The sequence below is a fragment of the Romboutsia sp. genome (assembly GCF_051659545.1).
Taxonomy (GTDB): Bacteria; Bacillota; Clostridia; order Peptostreptococcales; family Peptostreptococcaceae; genus JBOFOR01.
Map to the genome: position 1 here is coordinate 1 of NZ_JBOFOR010000053.1, position 16,286 is coordinate 16,286.

A 16,286-nucleotide genomic window follows, 5' to 3' on the forward strand; every position below is an offset into this window, starting at 1 on the left:
AGATGTTAGCATTAGACTATAAAATCCAAATGCAAATTGAGCAATCCATGGAGATACCATGCTTGTATCAACCCAATTCCAAGGTAATTTAAATGTCCATAATAAAGTTATTACTTCTTTTAAATCATTTGTATTGTTAAATACTAAATAAGTAGTAGATAACATAGACATAAACATAGTTAAGAAGAATATTAAAAATCCATATCTGAACCATTTACTTTTTAGGAATTTAGGGATGTTTTTCTTTCTAGAAAGTTTAAGTTTGTTACCCATTAGGTCTAACATTTGACCTCTACCACAGTAGATGTTGCAGTATTTTTTTCCTCCTCCAGTTATTGAAATTATTAATGGAATTAAAAAACATAAAAGTCCTAACCATGCAAATAATATATTAAATAATCCTAGAGCTAGATAAGTAATACTTATAATCCACATATAGTCTGTAAGCTTTTTCTTATTTTTTTTCATAAATTACTTAACCTCCATAGTTTTGATTTCTATGACAGATGCTGGACAAGTTTTTTCACATTTTCCACATCCAATGCATTTATCAGTGTTTATTTTTGCAAAAACACCTTGTTCTATATTTATAATTTGAAGAGGACACACTTTAGTACATGATCCACAAGCTACACAAAGGTCTGTGTCAATTATAGCTTTTCTTTTTACTTTAGCCATATAATTACCCCCTATAAATTTATTACTTTTTACATTATATATTTATAATCAATTTTGTTCTGTAACTTAATCACAAAAGAATAGTTTTAAAGTACACAGCATAATTTTTTATTAAATGCATAGCGTTAACAATTCATTTTTTAAACGTTAATATTAATTAAAAGTAAATTATTTAAACGAATATAGATAATATTATAGGAAATTGTATTAATATGGACAATAATAAAGAAAAACTATCTATTATTTAAAATATGTGATACAATAATATTTGTAGCAACACACAAGTAAATCAAGAAAAATCTTGATATAGGTTAATAGGAGTATTTCAAATGAATAACGGAATAGTAAAATGGTTTAACAATGAAAAAGGATTTGGTTTCATATCAGTAGAAGGTGGAGATGATGTATTCGCACATTTCACAGCAATACAAACGGATGGATTTAAATCATTAGAAGAAGGTCAAAAAGTAAGCTTTAATATAGTTAAAGGTGCTAGAGGTCCTCAAGCAGAGAATATAACTATATTATAATATATATATGTTCGTAAAAAGACACAATTTGTGTCTTTTTTTATGTTTAAATTTATTTTCAAAAAATATCTATTTTGCAACTATATACATACCTGAAGATGGAAAAGAAATCAGCGTAAGCTCAAATGTAAAAGAATCTTTAGATAGACGTACAGGTAGATATACAACTATATTAAATCTTGAAGGACATAAAAATGATATTTCAAAAATAAGAAAAATAAAGCAAATATCAATATTATCAAAAGGTGACATGAAATTACTATATGACCAACAAATAAAAATAGACTTAGTAAAATAATCAAAATAAATAATTGAATAATATAAAAATAGCAGTATCTTTAAAAATTAAGGGTACTGCTATTCTAATTATAGAAAATAAAAACTTTTAGCACTCGATACTTGACAGTGCTAACAAATCTGCATACAATATTAATTATGAAGGGGAAAGTTTTATCCCAAATATTTATTTAATAGAGTAATGAGGAGGAGATAAAATGAACAATCAAAAAGGAAGTATATCAATACATACAGAGAACATTTTTCCAATAATAAAAAAATGGCTATACTCAGACAAAGATATATTTGTTAGAGAGCTTATAAGTAATGGATGCGATGCAGTTAATAAGCACAAAAAACTTATTTCATTAGGAGAAATAGAGGGACAAAAAGACCAAGACTACAAAATAAACGTGTACATTGACAAAGAAAATTCAGCATTAATCTTTGAAGATAATGGTATAGGGATGACTGAAGAAGAAGTACAAAAGTATATAAACCAAGTAGCTTTTTCAGGTGCGGAAGATTTCTTTAATAAATATAAAGATAAAATGACTGAAGAAAATGATATAATAGGTCACTTTGGACTAGGATTCTATTCTTCATTTATGGTAGCAGAAAAGGTTCAAATAGATACTTTATCATACCAAGAGAATGCTACACCTGTAAGATGGATAAGTGAAGGTGGAACAGAATACGAAATAACAGAGTCTGATAATAGAACTACAAGAGGTACTACAATAACATTATTCTTACAAGAAGATAGTAAAGAGTTCTTAGAAGAATATACATTAAGAAATATAATAGAAAAATATTGCTCATTCTTACCTGTTAACATTTATTTAAACACTAAGAATGAAGAAATACAAACAGAGGAACCTAAAGAAGATGAAGAAGTAAAAGTACCAACGCCTATAAATGAAACTACGCCACTATGGCAAAAGTCACCAAAAGATTGTACAGATGAAGAGTACAAAGAGTTTTATAGAAAAGTATTTAAAACATTTGATGAGCCTTTATTCTGGATACATCTAAACGTGGATTATCCGTTTAATTTAAAAGGAATACTTTACTTCCCTAAATTAAAAAATGAATTTGAGCTTATAGAAGGTAAGGTTAAGTTATACAACAACCAAGTATTCGTAGCAGATAATATAAAAGAAGTAATACCTGAATTCTTATTATTATTAAAAGGTGTAATAGACTGCCCAGACTTACCTCTAAATGTATCTAGAAGTTTCTTACAAAATGATAGAGATGTAAGTAAAATATCTAAACATATAGTTAAGAAAGTTGCAGATAAGCTAAAATCATTATATAAAAATGAAAAAGAAAGTTATGAAAAATTCTGGGATGATATACAAGTATTTATCAAGTTTGGATGCTTAAAAGATGAAAGTTTCTACGATAAGATAAAAGATATTATATTATTCAAAACTATTAACTCAGAATATATAACAATTGATGAATACTTAGAAAAATGCAAAGAAAAGCATGAAAATAAAGTATTCTATGTAAGCAATGAAGAACAACAATCACAGTATATAAAATTATTTAAAGATTATGAGTTAGATGCAGTAATATTAGACTCAACAATAGATAATCACTTCATATCTATGATGGAATATAAGAAACAAGGAATTAACTTTAATAGAATAGATGCAGATTTATCTGATGTATTAAAAGAAAACAATGAAGAAAATAGTGAATCTAAAATAGAAATAGAAGCTTTATTCAAAGAAGCTGTAGGAGAAAGAATAAAAACTTACTCTGTAGAAAGCTTAAAAAGTGAAGAAACTACAGCAATTATTTTAGTTTCAGAACAATCAAGAAGAATGGCTGAAATGAAGTCACAATTCGCAGGAATGGACTTTGGAATGAGTTTTGAAGAAGAAAAGACTTTAGTTATAAATAACAATTCACCAGTAATCAAAAAGATTGTAACTTTAAAAGATGATGAAAGCAAAAAAGAGCAAGTTGAATTAATCTGTAATCAAATAGTAGATATAGCATTACTTGCAAATAAAGAATTAGATTCAAAAGAATTAGATGATTTCATAAAAAGAAATAACAAACTTATGAACATGATAATATCATTATAGATTCAAAAGCCACTTTTTTAATTAAAAAAAGTGGCTTTATTTTTATGTTATAAACTTGATAATAGCTTACGAAAGTGTAAGGTAAATGTAATCTACTTAAATGGTTAACTTCTTAAAAAAATTATATAATTAATACATAATCAGCTTAAGGAGGACAACAAATTGAAAAAATTAAATGCGTTTCAAATAAAAGTTTTTGCACTAATACTTATGCTAATAGATCACCTATACTTTGCGTTTCCACAAGTGTTTCCAATATGGTTACACCCGTTATCAAGGGTGGTATCACCTGTATTTGCTTTTTTAATGGTAGAAGGATTTTTCCACACTAGAAGTAGACTAAAATACAATATTAGATTATGGTCGTGGGCATTTTTAATGCAAATTGGCAATATGGCGATAAATACTGTTCTAAAATCTAAAGAAGTTGCTGTTCACAATAATATATTTTTAACTTTGGCATTAGGACTTACTATAATAAGTATAATTGAATACAGTAAAAGGAAAGTGGGTTCTAATAAAATAATGTTAATTGCATTAGCAATATTCCTATTGCCACTTAGTATTTTTACAGAAGGTGGAATTTCAGTTATACCTTTCATATTAATAACTTATATATTTAGAGAAAATAATAATAAGAAAATGATAGGATATGTAATATTATCAGTATTATTATTTATGATGAGTTACGCACCGTACCCTACGATAATAGAAACTATAAATATGTTAATGTATAACTCTGATTTCTTATTCATATTAGTAATACCATTTATGTTAATGTACAATGGTGAAAGAGGTATGAACAATAAATTTAGTAAATATTTATTCTATGTTTTTTATCCAATGCACTTATGGATAATAGCAATAATAGAATTTTCATTAAAATAGAAATCGAAAGTAAAATAGGAGCTATCTCAAATGTAGAGAGATGCTCCTATTATTTTTTAAAATACTATATTTTAAAGTTTATAAAATGCAGTAAATTATACTAATTTAAAATCTATATGTAAGAATGTATCTCTAAGTCCGTCAATTTGAACATCTGTAATTAGACAATTTTTAACTTCCCCATTTAAATTTAATTCTAGAATACCTTTATGTCCATTAGTTTCAATAAGTCTTTTAAAATCAGTTTTATAAAGCTTAACTGGAATACTCTGTTCTAATTGATTTCCATAAATTACTCCTGGTATATAGCCATTAGCTATAACTTGCTTAGTTTTTTCATTTAAATCCCTAGAAAGTACGTTTATCATGATTTTCCCCCTTGGTAAAATATAAAATTTATAAGGCTTGTCACCTACAATAAATATTTATTAAGACAACCATCAAAATATTACTAAAATTAAAAAAATAATCAAAAATTATATTAGAACTTATTAAGTATACATAATTAAAAAATAGAAAAAATATTGATAAGAAATAGTGTTAAAAATATGCATAAGGAGTGAGAGCATGTTTAAGCCCAAAAGAATATTTTTTGAAAAAGGATCCTTAGATACAAACGTAGGTAAGCATATATATAATGAATTTAGGAAAGATGATAATGTAGAACTTATAAGACTTACATCAAACAAAGTAAAAGGTAATATTCCAGGAGAAAACTTGTACGAGCAATACCGCTCTGGTAAAGAAACTTTAGTTGTAGGAAAAAGAACAAGCCTAAAATTTCAAACTTGTAAACCTTCTGCACATTATCAATTACCATTAGTGAGCGGGTGCATGGGAAGATGTGAATATTGCTATCTGAACACTCAACTAGGAGATAAGCCTTTTGTTAAAGTATTTGTAAATATAGAGGATGTATTAGATAGGGCAAAACAATATATAGAAGAAAGAAAACCAGAAATAACAATTTTTGAAGGAGCCGCAACTTCAGACCCAATACCAGTAGAGCCTTATACACATGCCTTAAAAAAGACAATAGAGTTTATTGGAAAAGAAGAGTTAGGAAGATTTAGGTTTGTTACTAAATACAATGATGTAGATAGCTTACTAGATATAGACCATAACAATCATACAGAAATACGATTTAGTATAAATACTCCTAGGGTAATTGATACTTACGAACACCATACAGCTTCAGCAGACAAAAGAATAGAGGCAGCAGCAAAAGTAGCCTCGGCAGGTTATCAAATAGGGTTTATAATCGCACCTGTATTTTTATATGAAAATTGGAAACAAGAATATAAAGATTTAATAAAAAGTATAAAAGATAAATTGCCACCAGAAGCTAGCGAAGAAATTATTTTTGAAGTGATTTCTCATAGATATACCACAAAGGCTAAAAATAGAATAATAGAAATTTTCCCGGAAACTACTTTGCCAATGGAGGATGAAGAAAGGAAATTTAAGTACGGCCAATTTGGATACGGAAAATATGTATACACTAAAGAACAATTAGCAGAAATGAAGGAATTTTTCCAACAAGAAATAAAAGAAGTTTTTCCTAATGGAATTATAAAATATGTAATTTAATGCATATTTGAAATGGAATCAGTAAGTAAAAAATATGAATTAACAAAACTATAGTAATAGACTTATTGTTATTTATATATACTTTAATATGAAGATTTACCCTTAATATTGGAGGAAATATAGATGAAAATGTATTCTAGAAAACAAGGTCATAAAAAAGGAGCAGAAAGTAGTATTCCTAATGTGTTAGCTTTTACATTTATTAGAAATTTTTTTAGTGATAAAAGCCACGAAAAAGTAAGAAAAGAATATTTTATAAATAACCTAAATTCAAAACAAGTTAATCAAGGTATGAAAGATATTAAATGGTTGTTTAAGGAGTACAAAGGATTAGATGTTATAACTATGGAAAATGAAGATGGAGACATAACTAAGTTTATACTATAAATAACTAAACTTAAAAGTCTTTAGAGTCGTGAGAATAATATAAAATATTAAAAAGCATAAGAGTTATTAAGGTGTTAATAATTCTTATGCTTTTTATTTATCTATAAGGTTCTATTTGGAATTAATGAACAAAATATAGTAAATATGGATATAATTATAAATAAAGAATAGAGATTTACATAAAGAAAAAATAGACATTGTAGTATATGGTCATTCACATAAAAGTGATATACATGAAAAAAATGGTATAATATATATAAACCCAGGTTCAGTAGGACCTAAAAGATTTAAATTGCCAATAAGTATGGCTAAATTAACAATAGTAGAGGACAAGCAAGAATACGAATGTAGTAATACAAAGAATATCTGTAATATAAAAGATTATAGAGTAGAAATTATAACTATAAATAGTTGATGTATATAATAGATATAGGAAAGGATAAAATATGTTTGGTTACGTAAAAGTAAATAAAATGGATTTAACCTATAGGGAATATGAACACTACAGAGGTTATTACTGTGGGCTATGTAAATGTCTAAAGGATAATCATGGCGAAATATCTAGATTATCTTTAAATTACGATATTACATTTTTGGTAGTAGTATTAAGCTCAGTTTATAGACCGAAGTCTACTGTAATTGAAGAAGGATGTATTACTAACCCTTTTAAGAAAAAGAAAAAAATAATAAATGAGATAACTGAATATGCAGCAAGTATGAATGTACTTCTAACCTATTACAAATTAGAAGATAATTTAAAAGATGATAAAGGCATAAAAGATAAATTAGCATATAATATATATAAAGGGAAATTAAAATCAGCCTATGATAAGTATCCCCAAAAAGCTAATTTCATAAAAGAACAATTAGATATATTACACAAATTAGAACAAGACAAAAACAATAACATAGATTTAGTATCAAATACATTTGGCAAACTTATGGGTGAAATATTTGCATATAAGGAGGATGAGTTTGAAACAGAATTAAGAAAAATAGGATTTAACGTAGGTAAATATATATACTTACTAGATGCTTATGAAGACTTGGATAAAGATTATGAAAAAGGAAGATATAATCCATTTATAGAATATATAGATAACAAGTCAGATTTAAAAGCTAAGGTGGATAAATTAATAAGTATGTCATTAGGAATGTTGGCACAAAGTATAGATAAATTAAATATAAAAGTTAATGTAGGGATAATTGAAAATATAATTTACTCAGGGGTATATCTTAGATACCAAAATATATTAGAAAAGGGATGTGAAACTAATGTACAATAACACATATAATGAAAACTTCTTGGGTGTTAGGACACTTATGACAAATAATGAATTTGAAAAAGCATACCAACTTTTAAGGAATATAAAGGAAAAATGTGCAGAGTGGTACTTTTTAAACGGTGTTTCAGCTATGAATATAGGATACTATCAAGAAGGAGAAGAAAGTATAAATAAAGCTATTTCTCTAGAACCTAAAAATACAAACTATAGCAAAGCTTTAGAAGCTTTTAATTTTTATAGAGATAATTATAGAGATAGATCGCATCATTACAATAGAAGAAGACGTCATGATATAGATGGATGTTGTTGCTGTTGTTGTGATGATTGTTGCTGCGTAGGTGATGATTGCTGTGAAAATTGTATGAAATTATGGTGCTTAGATTCTTGCTGTGAATGTTGTGGCGGAGATTTAATAGATTGTTGCTAGGTGAATAATATGAGTAAAAAGGTAGCTTATGGAGGAATTTTATTAGCTATAAATATAATTATATTACTACTTATAAATGTATTACCTATAAATACTTTGTTCTTAATGGGCTTGGCATCACTCCCAATAGCTATTGTAATAATGGAATATGGTCCTAGAAGTGGAGTTGCTTTTTATATAGCATGCATAATATTAGGATTTATAGTAATGACAAGTAAAATACAATGGATTTTGTATGTATTTACATTTGGGATATATGGGCTTATAAAGTATATAATAGAGCAAGATAGACCAATATATTTAGAATATGTTCTAAAAATTTTGTTTGCAAACATAGCTGTGGTAATAGTGTATTTTATATTAAGAGCATTTGTATATATACCAGTAAACTCAATTACTGTAGGATTATTCCAAGTTGCTTTTATAGTTTATGATTATGTGTATACTTCTTTTATAGATTATTACAACACAAAAATAAAACAAATAATAAATAAGATTTGATTAGAAATGGGACTATATTAATTTATAGTCCCATTTATGATTAACCTCTTAGGTTAAAATATTTTTCTTGTTCTTTTTTCAATGTATGGTTGCATTTTTGACAAGAATAATCAGTATGTTTTGAAACAAACTTATCGGTTTTAGCATCGTACACTAAGCTAGTATTATCTAAGATACCCACAGTTCTTAAATCTTCAGAGCAATTAGCACATCTTGATATACTACATAGAAGTTCTAACTTTTCAGGAGTAGCATCAGGTACAACACAATTACAGCTATTACATATAACTGGATTAAGTGCAGAGCTAGAAACCTCTATAGGCTTATTTTGCTTAGATGAAAATTTAAAAACTTTATTTTCACAAATTATGTATCCAGATTCAAAAATATTAGATTTACAATTTGGACATACAAAATAAGGTATAGTATCTTCTGTAATAGCTTCTTCAGTATCTTTCTCAGTAGTATTAGTACTTTGAGATGAATTTTTTAAGCTATTAAGGAAATTATAAACATCTTTATGCTTGCTTTGTTTTGATGAATAAAATAAATGCTCATAAATATTTGCAAAATCTTTATTTTTTGATTTTGAATTTAAGTCAATTAAATTATTTTCTATAGCGTATTTTATTATAGAAATATGATTATATTTTGTAGCTAAAAAAAGTACCAATTCATCAAATACACCATCGTTAATTTTATCTAAAAACTCTATCCATAAATCGGGAGATTCCAGATATAGGTCTTTACTTAATAATTCTAAGTCTTCTTTAATATTAGATTTTATCATAATTACCTCCTATCAAAATAAGCAAAAGTCCATAAAATAAATCTATGGACTTTATATTAAAAAAATTATATATCTAGTATATTTACATTAGATGTTAAAGAATAAATTATATCTTTTCTTTCAACTATTATCTCTGCTGTTTTAGATATAATAGGGTCATTTGATATATGAGCCATAAGCTCTTTTGTAGGATTTATTGCAATTGGATGACTGACCCTTCTTAACATAGTTATGTCTCCGTTAGTATCACCATAAGCATAAGATTTAGATAAATCTATATCATATTGCTCTACAAAATCATTTATAGCAACATTTTTACTTTTAGAATCCCACATAGGTATTACGGTTCCATTGAAAACTCCATTTTCAAATAGATAGCTACTTCCTTTGAAATCTGTTACACCATATTTCTGAGCCATTTTTTCAACTAAAAAATCAGGACTTCCAGAAATAAATATTACTATATGGCCATTGTCTAAATGCCATTTTATTTTAGAACGAGTATATTTGTACACCCTTTCAGCTTTTAGTTTTATTACTTGATCACTAGTAAAATCCACACAAGTTTTATCTAATCCAATTAAAGATCTTACGTACAATTCGCAGATTTCATCTAAGTAATCATCATAGTTTCCTTGTCTCTTATCCCAGTTCATGAAAGTATCCCTAGCATGTTCAAACCATAGTTTTTGGTCGATAATATCATACTTAATCATCTTTTTAAAGTGTTCTACCATTAGGGAGTCTCTATAAAGAGTACCATCAATATCGAAAAAAGCTGCTGTATTTCCCATAAACATCACCTCTTTTAAGCCTTTATTTTATTATATTATAAATTCTATATAAGTTGTAAAATTATATTAAATAATTTAAAATTCTTTTGGGCTATAAAATAATGAATTATTAATTAGTTTATAGTATATTCAAAAAGAGATATATAAGTCAAATTTTATTTGTTTAATAAATTAAAAAGAAAGAAGGATAAAATATATGAAATTTAGTTTTGCTAAAGTTACCAATTCTAGACTTATGGGTACCCTTGGATTAATTATATCTTGGGAAGAAAATAAAGACTGCTTTTTTCAATACTTTCTATTGGATGCGGAAGGATTAGGAATAGCTGATTATGTAGGCTTAGAAAATCCAACCCCTAAAGAAATTATAGAAGAAGAAGAAAGGCTTATGGGTGGTTTAGGCTCAGAAAGACTATATATTAGTGAAGAAGAAGCTTTATTTTTAGTCAAACACTTTGGAAATAAAAACTTTTCTTATGAGAAACCACTTCCAGGAGAAGTAGAGGAATATATAGATATTATAGAAAAATATGAAACTAAATTAACTATCTACGAAATGTATCCCCCAATATGTAAACCTGTAACAGAAGAAATTGAATTTATAAACTATATGACTATGAGGTTTATAGCGTGGGATAGAGAAAGTTTAAGATATTTTTCAGATAGTGAAGAAATAGCTAATATGCATATTACCAATATAAACGGAACTCTTTTAAAGAATAATGTAATAGAAAAGGGAAATGGAAAATATGTAAGTGAACCTTTATTTGAAGATGAGGATGGATATTACACTTGCAAAATAGCATTTAGTATAGAAAGAGTCGAAGAAAAATTAAAAATAAACTCAATACTAGTTACAGATAAATCTCCGATGTATGATTTTGAAGTTTTTGATGAAATAGCTAAAAAAGAGTTTGTAGCTATCTATGATATAAGTAATAAAGAAGAATTTCTAGAAAAACTTTTTGAAGAAGATCCAGCATTACAAAAAAGCGATATGGAAGATTCTGTTTTTTTTACTAAGTTTAATTTAGATAATGACCATGTTAAAGAGAACATATATGTTATAAACAATGATATTAACGCAATTTACTATCAGATAGATGATAAGTTTTTTGTAGGAACTTATGATAGTAAAAATAACAAAGATTTAAATGATAGACTTCAAGATAACTATAAAGATTATTTAGATTTTGAAAATGCGTTTTACTTTGAGCAAAATGCACTTTATGATTTCGTTGAATCTGGGTCAGATGATTTCTATGATTTTATAGATTAAAATAAATAAAGTCACGAAACTGTAGTTTCATGACTTTATTTTGTATTTATAATATTGGGGGAATATTATGAGGAATACATTAATAGTGTAGACAGATTTTATTTTTTTATAACCTAAAATATAAAAAAAATAAAAAAGTTACATTTCTTCCTCATCAAACTCCTCCATATTTATAGGAGACATACCAGGCATCATCATGTAAGGCATCATCATACCGGGCATCATCATGTAAGGCATCATCATGTTAGGCATCATTCCTGGAGGAAGAGGTGGCATCATACCAGGCATCATCATACCAGGTGGCATCATCATATTAGGCATACCATTCATCATATTAGGAACTTGTTGCTCACTAAACATATCTTCATCAAAATCTTCTTGCTCAAGGTTATTTACGCTATTAAAATTTTGTCCCATAAAAGGATGGTTTACGTAAGGGTTCATGTAAGTAATATAACCGCCCATATTCATATTAGGATCCATAGACATATTAGGGTTCATTCCATAAGGATTTGCATACATCATAGGATCTATATAAGGATGAGGATATATATAATTAGGATCCATGTCGTCACTTTGCTTTCCAGAGAACATATCAAAACTCATATTAATCATACCTCCTAAATTAATTACTATAATTCACTTTTATAATATATATATTAGAAAAAATATTAATATGTGCATTTTAAAATTTTATTTAAAAAAACTATATTTTAGGTTGCAAATATAGGACAAAGTGCATATAATTAAATATATGAACAGTTATTCATATGTTTGTTGAAAGAGAGGATTAATTAATGAAACGAGATTTAAATACATGTGATTGTAATGAAATACATGAGGAAATAGTAAGTCAAGTAAAAGAAGTAATGCCAGAAGAAGAAATGTTATACGACTTAGCTGAATTGTTTAAAGTTTTTGGAGATACAACAAGAATAAAAATAATATATGCATTATTTTCAAATGAAATGTGTGTATGTGATATTGCAAATTTACTAGGAATGACTCACTCTGCAATATCTCATCAACTTAGAGTTTTAAAGCAAGCAAGATTAGTTAAGTTTAGAAAAGAAGGAAAGGTGGTTTATTACTCATTAGATGATAGTCATATAAGTCAAATTTTCGATTGTGGGCTAAATCATATTCAAGAAACTTATAAACGATAAGGGGGGAAGCCATGGAGGCTTTAAGTTTAATTAAAAAAGAGATTATATTAGGTGGTCTTAATTGTGCACACTGTGCTGAAGTAATAAATGAAAAAGTATCGAAACTAGATGAAGTCGAATCTTCTAATTTAAATTTTATAAATAAGAAGCTTACACTTAATATATTAGAATCTTGTAATCAAGAAGAAGTTATAAATGAAGTTATAGATATAATAAATTCAACAGAACCAGGACTAGACATAGAAGTAGTCTCTAACTTAAACAACATTAAGGTTGAGATAATACTAGGTGGATTAAACTGTGCGCATTGTGCTGAAGTAATAAATGAGAAAGTATTAAAATTAGAAAACATAGAATCTTCAAACTTAAACTTTATAAGTAAGAAACTTAATATAGAAATAAAACAATCAATAAATGAAAAACAAATTATAGATAATGTAGTAAAAATAATAAATGATACAGAACCAGGATTAGATATACAAATAAATAGTAAAAGAACTACAAAAGCTAAAGCTACAAAAGAAAAAGAACATAGTGATATAGATAAAAAAGATTTATTTAAACTAATAATAGGTGCAATAGTATATGTATTTGGAATATATCAAACTGCAACAGGGTTCGAAAGTCAATTTAGTAATATAATATTTCTAATAGCTTATATAATTGTAGGTGGAGAAGTTCTTGTAAAGGCTGTTAGAAATGCAATAAAAGGAAGCGTATTTGATGAAAACTTCTTAATGGCAATTGCAACCATAGGTGCATTAGCTATTGGAGAACTACCAGAAGCAGTTGGGGTTATGTTATTCTATCAAATAGGTGAATTTTTACAAGGAATGGCAGTTGGTAAATCTAGAAAATCTATAACTGCTCTTATGGAAATAAGACCAGACTATGCAAATTTAAAAATTGGACCTGAAATAAAAGTAGTTTCACCTGAAGAAATAAGCGTAGGAGATATAATAGTTGTAAAGCCAGGAGAAAAAGTGCCTCTAGACGGTACTGTAATAGAGGGTATATCTATGGTAGATACATCTGCTCTTACAGGAGAATCTGTATTAAGAGAGATTTCAGTAGGAGAAGATATTTTATCTGGATTCATAAATAAAAATGCGCTACTAACTATAAAAGTAACAAAAGAATTTGGAGAATCAACAGTATCTAAAATACTAGATCTTGTTGAAAATGCGAGTAGTAAAAAGTCTAAAACAGAAAACTTCATAACTAAGTTCTCAAGATATTACACACCGATAGTAGTTGTATCTGCTATGTTAATTGCATTTATACCGCCACTTGTAATACCTGGAGCAGTATTTAGTGATTGGTTATATAGAGGTTTAATCTTCTTAGTTGTATCTTGTCCTTGTGCTTTAGTTTTATCTATACCTCTTAGTTTCTTTAGTGGAATAGGATTTGCTTCTAAAAATGGAATCTTAATAAAAGGAAGTAACTACTTAGAAGCTTTAAGAAATGTAGATACAGTAGTATTTGATAAAACAGGAACACTTACAAAGGGTGTATTTAATGTAACTAAAGTTAATGCAGTGGGATTATCAGAAGAACAATTGTTAGAATACGCAGCTTTTGCAGAAGTTAACTCAAACCATCCAATAGCAAAATCAATATTAAGCTACTATGATAAAAATATAGACTTAGACAAAATAAGTAGCTATGAAGAAGTAGCGGCTTATGGAATTAAAGTAAATTATAGTGGAAACTATATATTAGCTGGTAATGAAAAGCTAATGAGAAAAGAAAATATATTTTATTCACCAGCCAAAGAAGTTGGAACAGTAGTATATATAGCTTTAAATGGAGCGTATAAAGGATATATAGTAATATCAGATGAAGTAAAAGACGATAGTAAGAGTGCTATAGAAAAATTAAAAACATTAGGCGTAAAAGAAGTTGTAATGCTAACTGGAGATAATGAAAAAGTAGCAAATAGCATAGCAAAGGATTTAGGTATAGATAAGGTGTATTCTAGCTTATTACCTAATGAAAAGGTAGAAAAATTAGAGGAAATATATAATAATAAATCTGAAAAAGAAAAAGTTATATTTGTAGGAGATGGGATTAATGATGCACCTGTTCTAGCCCGTGCAGATGTAGGTATAGCTATGGGAGCTTTAGGGTCTGACGCAGCTATAGAAGCAGCAGATGTAGTTTTAATGACTGATGAACCAAGCAAAATAGCTAGAGCAATAGAAATATCTAGTAAAACTAATAAAATAGTATGGCAAAATATAATATTTGCATTAACAGTTAAGGTAATAGTAATGATACTAGGAGCTGGGGGAGTTGCTACTATGTGGGAAGCAATTTTTGCAGACGTAGGAGTTGCTTTAATTGCAGTATTAAATGCTATGAGAGCCATGAGATAAATACAAAGAACCGTAATAAAATTATTACGGTTCTTTGTTTGCTTAAATCACGTATTGGAATACACATATAAAGTGTGCTAAAGTTCCTAACATTATAAAAATGTGGAATATCTCATGGAATCCAAAATGCTTAAACTTTAAAAATGATGGTTTAGTTGCATAAATCAAAGCGCCTACTGTATATAGGAAACCTCCTACAACTAACAATGATAATCCTTGTAAAGATAAAGCTTTATATAATGGAATTATTAAGAATATAGCAATCCATCCCATGCCAACATATATAATAGTAGAAATCCATCTAGGACAATTAAACCAAACTAGTTTAAAAGTAACCCCAACAATGGCTATAAGAGTTATTATTGTAAATAATGTCCAGCCAGTAGGTCCTTGTAGCGCAATTAAGCAAAATGGAGTATAAGAACCTGCGATTAATACAAATATCATAGAATGGTCTAGTCTTCTTAAAAAGCTTATTACTTTATCTGTAGAAACAACTAGATGATATGTAGCAGAAGCAGCATATAAAAGAATCATACTTAATCCAAAAATTATAACCGCTGTTAATGCCACAGCATTAGGTTGATTTATTGCAGTTTTTATTACTAATGCTAATAATGCAATAAATGATAACACAGCTCCAACCAAATGTGTAAAACCATTTATTGGTTCTCTAAGAAAATTACCCATAAATACCTCCCTATATTAAAATTAAAATTTTTATAGTTATCTATTTAATTATTTCTATATATAAATAGTAAAATATCATTTAGTTTCATATTATAGTAATATTATACTCTAAATTAGAAAAGTATATATAGGGGTTTAGAAAATATATTTAAAAATCAATTCTAAAATATATTTTTAGAAATTGTAGTAAACCAATACTTTCAACTATAATTATAATATAAATGTTAATAAAATTATAAAAAAACATAAAAAAGTATTGACGATAAAAAATGTTAATGGTATAGTTATACTTGTCCTTAAGAAAAGGGACAGAAACAAAAAAAGAAATAAAAAAGGTTGACAAAATAAAACGATTTTGTTAAACTAAAGAAGTTGCAAAATAGCAACGATATGAACTTTGAAAATTAAACAGTAGGTTAATTTATAGAAACAAACATAATTCTTAACAGAATTAAAACACAAACAAACCAAGCCAGATATTCAGATAATGATTAGCTGAGCGATGGACAACTTTTATTTGA

At 27.3% G+C, this 16,286-nt stretch carries 20 protein-coding genes; 13 read left to right on the plus strand and 7 right to left on the minus strand.

Features of this window, described 5'->3' with window-relative positions:
• Positions 1-468, minus strand: a 468-nt coding sequence (locus ACRC03_RS03085) for a 4Fe-4S binding protein (protein WP_438651083.1), incomplete at its 3' end; no start/stop codon positions are given.
• 3 nt (positions 469-471) lie between these two features.
• Positions 472-678: a DUF362 domain-containing protein gene (locus tag ACRC03_RS03090; RefSeq protein ID WP_438651084.1), complete on the minus strand. Its 207-nt coding sequence runs from the start codon at positions 676-678 to the stop codon at positions 472-474.
• A gap of 329 nt (positions 679-1,007) precedes the next feature.
• On the opposite strand from ACRC03_RS03090, the gene ACRC03_RS03095 reads away from it, so the two are divergent.
• The 4 genes from ACRC03_RS03095 to ACRC03_RS03110 all read left to right on the plus strand — a co-directional run bounded on the left by ACRC03_RS03095 (position 1,008) and on the right by ACRC03_RS03110 (position 4,474).
• A complete protein-coding gene (locus tag ACRC03_RS03095; RefSeq protein ID WP_438651085.1) occupies positions 1,008-1,208 on the plus strand; it encodes a cold-shock protein in 201 nt (66 codons plus the stop codon).
• A 7-nt stretch (positions 1,209-1,215) separates the two neighbouring features.
• On the plus strand, positions 1,216-1,506 hold the full coding sequence (locus ACRC03_RS03100; RefSeq protein ID WP_438651086.1) for a hypothetical protein: 291 nt from the start codon (positions 1,216-1,218) through the stop codon (positions 1,504-1,506).
• A 196-nt stretch (positions 1,507-1,702) separates the two neighbouring features.
• Complete coding sequence (gene htpG / locus ACRC03_RS03105) at positions 1,703-3,586, plus strand: molecular chaperone HtpG (RefSeq protein WP_438651087.1); 1,884 nt, start codon at positions 1,703-1,705, stop codon at positions 3,584-3,586.
• Positions 3,587-3,748: 162 nt separating this feature from the next.
• Positions 3,749-4,474: a TraX family protein gene (locus ACRC03_RS03110; protein ID WP_438651088.1), complete on the plus strand. Its 726-nt coding sequence runs from the start codon at positions 3,749-3,751 to the stop codon at positions 4,472-4,474.
• A 95-nt stretch (positions 4,475-4,569) separates the two neighbouring features.
• Here the strand turns inward: ACRC03_RS03110 and ACRC03_RS03115 are convergent, their stop codons facing one another.
• Positions 4,570-4,842 carry a hypothetical protein gene (locus tag ACRC03_RS03115; protein WP_438651089.1) on the minus strand — a complete coding sequence of 91 codons (273 nt, stop codon included), beginning with the start codon at positions 4,840-4,842 and terminating at the stop codon, positions 4,570-4,572.
• 199 nt (positions 4,843-5,041) lie between these two features.
• On the opposite strand from ACRC03_RS03115, the gene splB reads away from it, so the two are divergent.
• From splB to ACRC03_RS03145, 6 genes are all read left to right on the plus strand, one after another.
• On the plus strand, positions 5,042-6,064 hold the full coding sequence (gene splB / locus ACRC03_RS03120; RefSeq protein WP_438651090.1) for a spore photoproduct lyase: 1,023 nt from the start codon (positions 5,042-5,044) through the stop codon (positions 6,062-6,064).
• A 123-nt stretch (positions 6,065-6,187) separates the two neighbouring features.
• On the plus strand, positions 6,188-6,451 hold the full coding sequence (locus tag ACRC03_RS03125) for a hypothetical protein (RefSeq protein ID WP_438651091.1): 264 nt from the start codon (positions 6,188-6,190) through the stop codon (positions 6,449-6,451).
• 190 nt (positions 6,452-6,641) lie between these two features.
• Positions 6,642-6,866, plus strand: a complete 225-nt coding sequence (locus ACRC03_RS03130; RefSeq protein WP_438651102.1) for a metallophosphoesterase family protein — start codon at positions 6,642-6,644, stop codon at positions 6,864-6,866.
• Positions 6,867-6,897: 31 nt separating this feature from the next.
• Positions 6,898-7,737 (plus strand): DUF5685 family protein, encoded by an 840-nt coding sequence (locus ACRC03_RS03135; protein ID WP_438651092.1) that lies wholly within the window; start codon positions 6,898-6,900, stop codon positions 7,735-7,737.
• Complete coding sequence (locus ACRC03_RS03140; RefSeq protein ID WP_438651093.1) at positions 7,727-8,164, plus strand: hypothetical protein; 438 nt, start codon at positions 7,727-7,729, stop codon at positions 8,162-8,164. Before ACRC03_RS03135 ends, ACRC03_RS03140 begins: the two co-directional genes overlap by 11 nt.
• A gap of 9 nt (positions 8,165-8,173) precedes the next feature.
• Positions 8,174-8,665 carry a hypothetical protein gene (locus ACRC03_RS03145; RefSeq protein ID WP_438651094.1) on the plus strand — a complete coding sequence of 164 codons (492 nt, stop codon included), beginning with the start codon at positions 8,174-8,176 and terminating at the stop codon, positions 8,663-8,665.
• Positions 8,666-8,705: 40 nt separating this feature from the next.
• Here the strand turns inward: ACRC03_RS03145 and ACRC03_RS03150 are convergent, their stop codons facing one another.
• Together ACRC03_RS03150 and ACRC03_RS03155 are read right to left on the minus strand one after the other, a co-directional pair.
• Positions 8,706-9,455, minus strand: a complete 750-nt coding sequence (locus ACRC03_RS03150) for a hypothetical protein (protein WP_438651095.1) — start codon at positions 9,453-9,455, stop codon at positions 8,706-8,708.
• Positions 9,456-9,520: 65 nt separating this feature from the next.
• Positions 9,521-10,249 carry an HAD family hydrolase gene (locus ACRC03_RS03155; RefSeq protein ID WP_438651096.1) on the minus strand — a complete coding sequence of 243 codons (729 nt, stop codon included), beginning with the start codon at positions 10,247-10,249 and terminating at the stop codon, positions 9,521-9,523.
• A gap of 196 nt (positions 10,250-10,445) precedes the next feature.
• Here ACRC03_RS03155 and ACRC03_RS03160 point away from each other — a divergent pair, with 196 nt between their 5' ends.
• Complete coding sequence (locus tag ACRC03_RS03160) at positions 10,446-11,528, plus strand: hypothetical protein (protein WP_438651097.1); 1,083 nt, start codon at positions 10,446-10,448, stop codon at positions 11,526-11,528.
• Between the two features lie 138 nt (positions 11,529-11,666).
• Here ACRC03_RS03160 and ACRC03_RS03165 read toward each other — a convergent pair whose 3' ends face one another.
• A complete protein-coding gene (locus ACRC03_RS03165; RefSeq protein WP_438651098.1) occupies positions 11,667-12,134 on the minus strand; it encodes a hypothetical protein in 468 nt (155 codons plus the stop codon).
• A 191-nt stretch (positions 12,135-12,325) separates the two neighbouring features.
• On the opposite strand from ACRC03_RS03165, the gene ACRC03_RS03170 reads away from it, so the two are divergent.
• Complete coding sequence (locus tag ACRC03_RS03170) at positions 12,326-12,694, plus strand: ArsR/SmtB family transcription factor (RefSeq protein ID WP_438651099.1); 369 nt, start codon at positions 12,326-12,328, stop codon at positions 12,692-12,694.
• Between the two features lie 11 nt (positions 12,695-12,705).
• On the plus strand, positions 12,706-15,075 hold the full coding sequence (locus ACRC03_RS03175) for a heavy metal translocating P-type ATPase (protein ID WP_438651100.1): 2,370 nt from the start codon (positions 12,706-12,708) through the stop codon (positions 15,073-15,075).
• A 42-nt stretch (positions 15,076-15,117) separates the two neighbouring features.
• On the opposite strand, the gene trhA is transcribed toward ACRC03_RS03175, so the two are convergent.
• Positions 15,118-15,765 (minus strand): PAQR family membrane homeostasis protein TrhA, encoded by a 648-nt coding sequence (gene trhA / locus ACRC03_RS03180; RefSeq protein WP_438651101.1) that lies wholly within the window; start codon positions 15,763-15,765, stop codon positions 15,118-15,120.
• Positions 15,766-16,286: the final 521 nt, after the last annotated feature.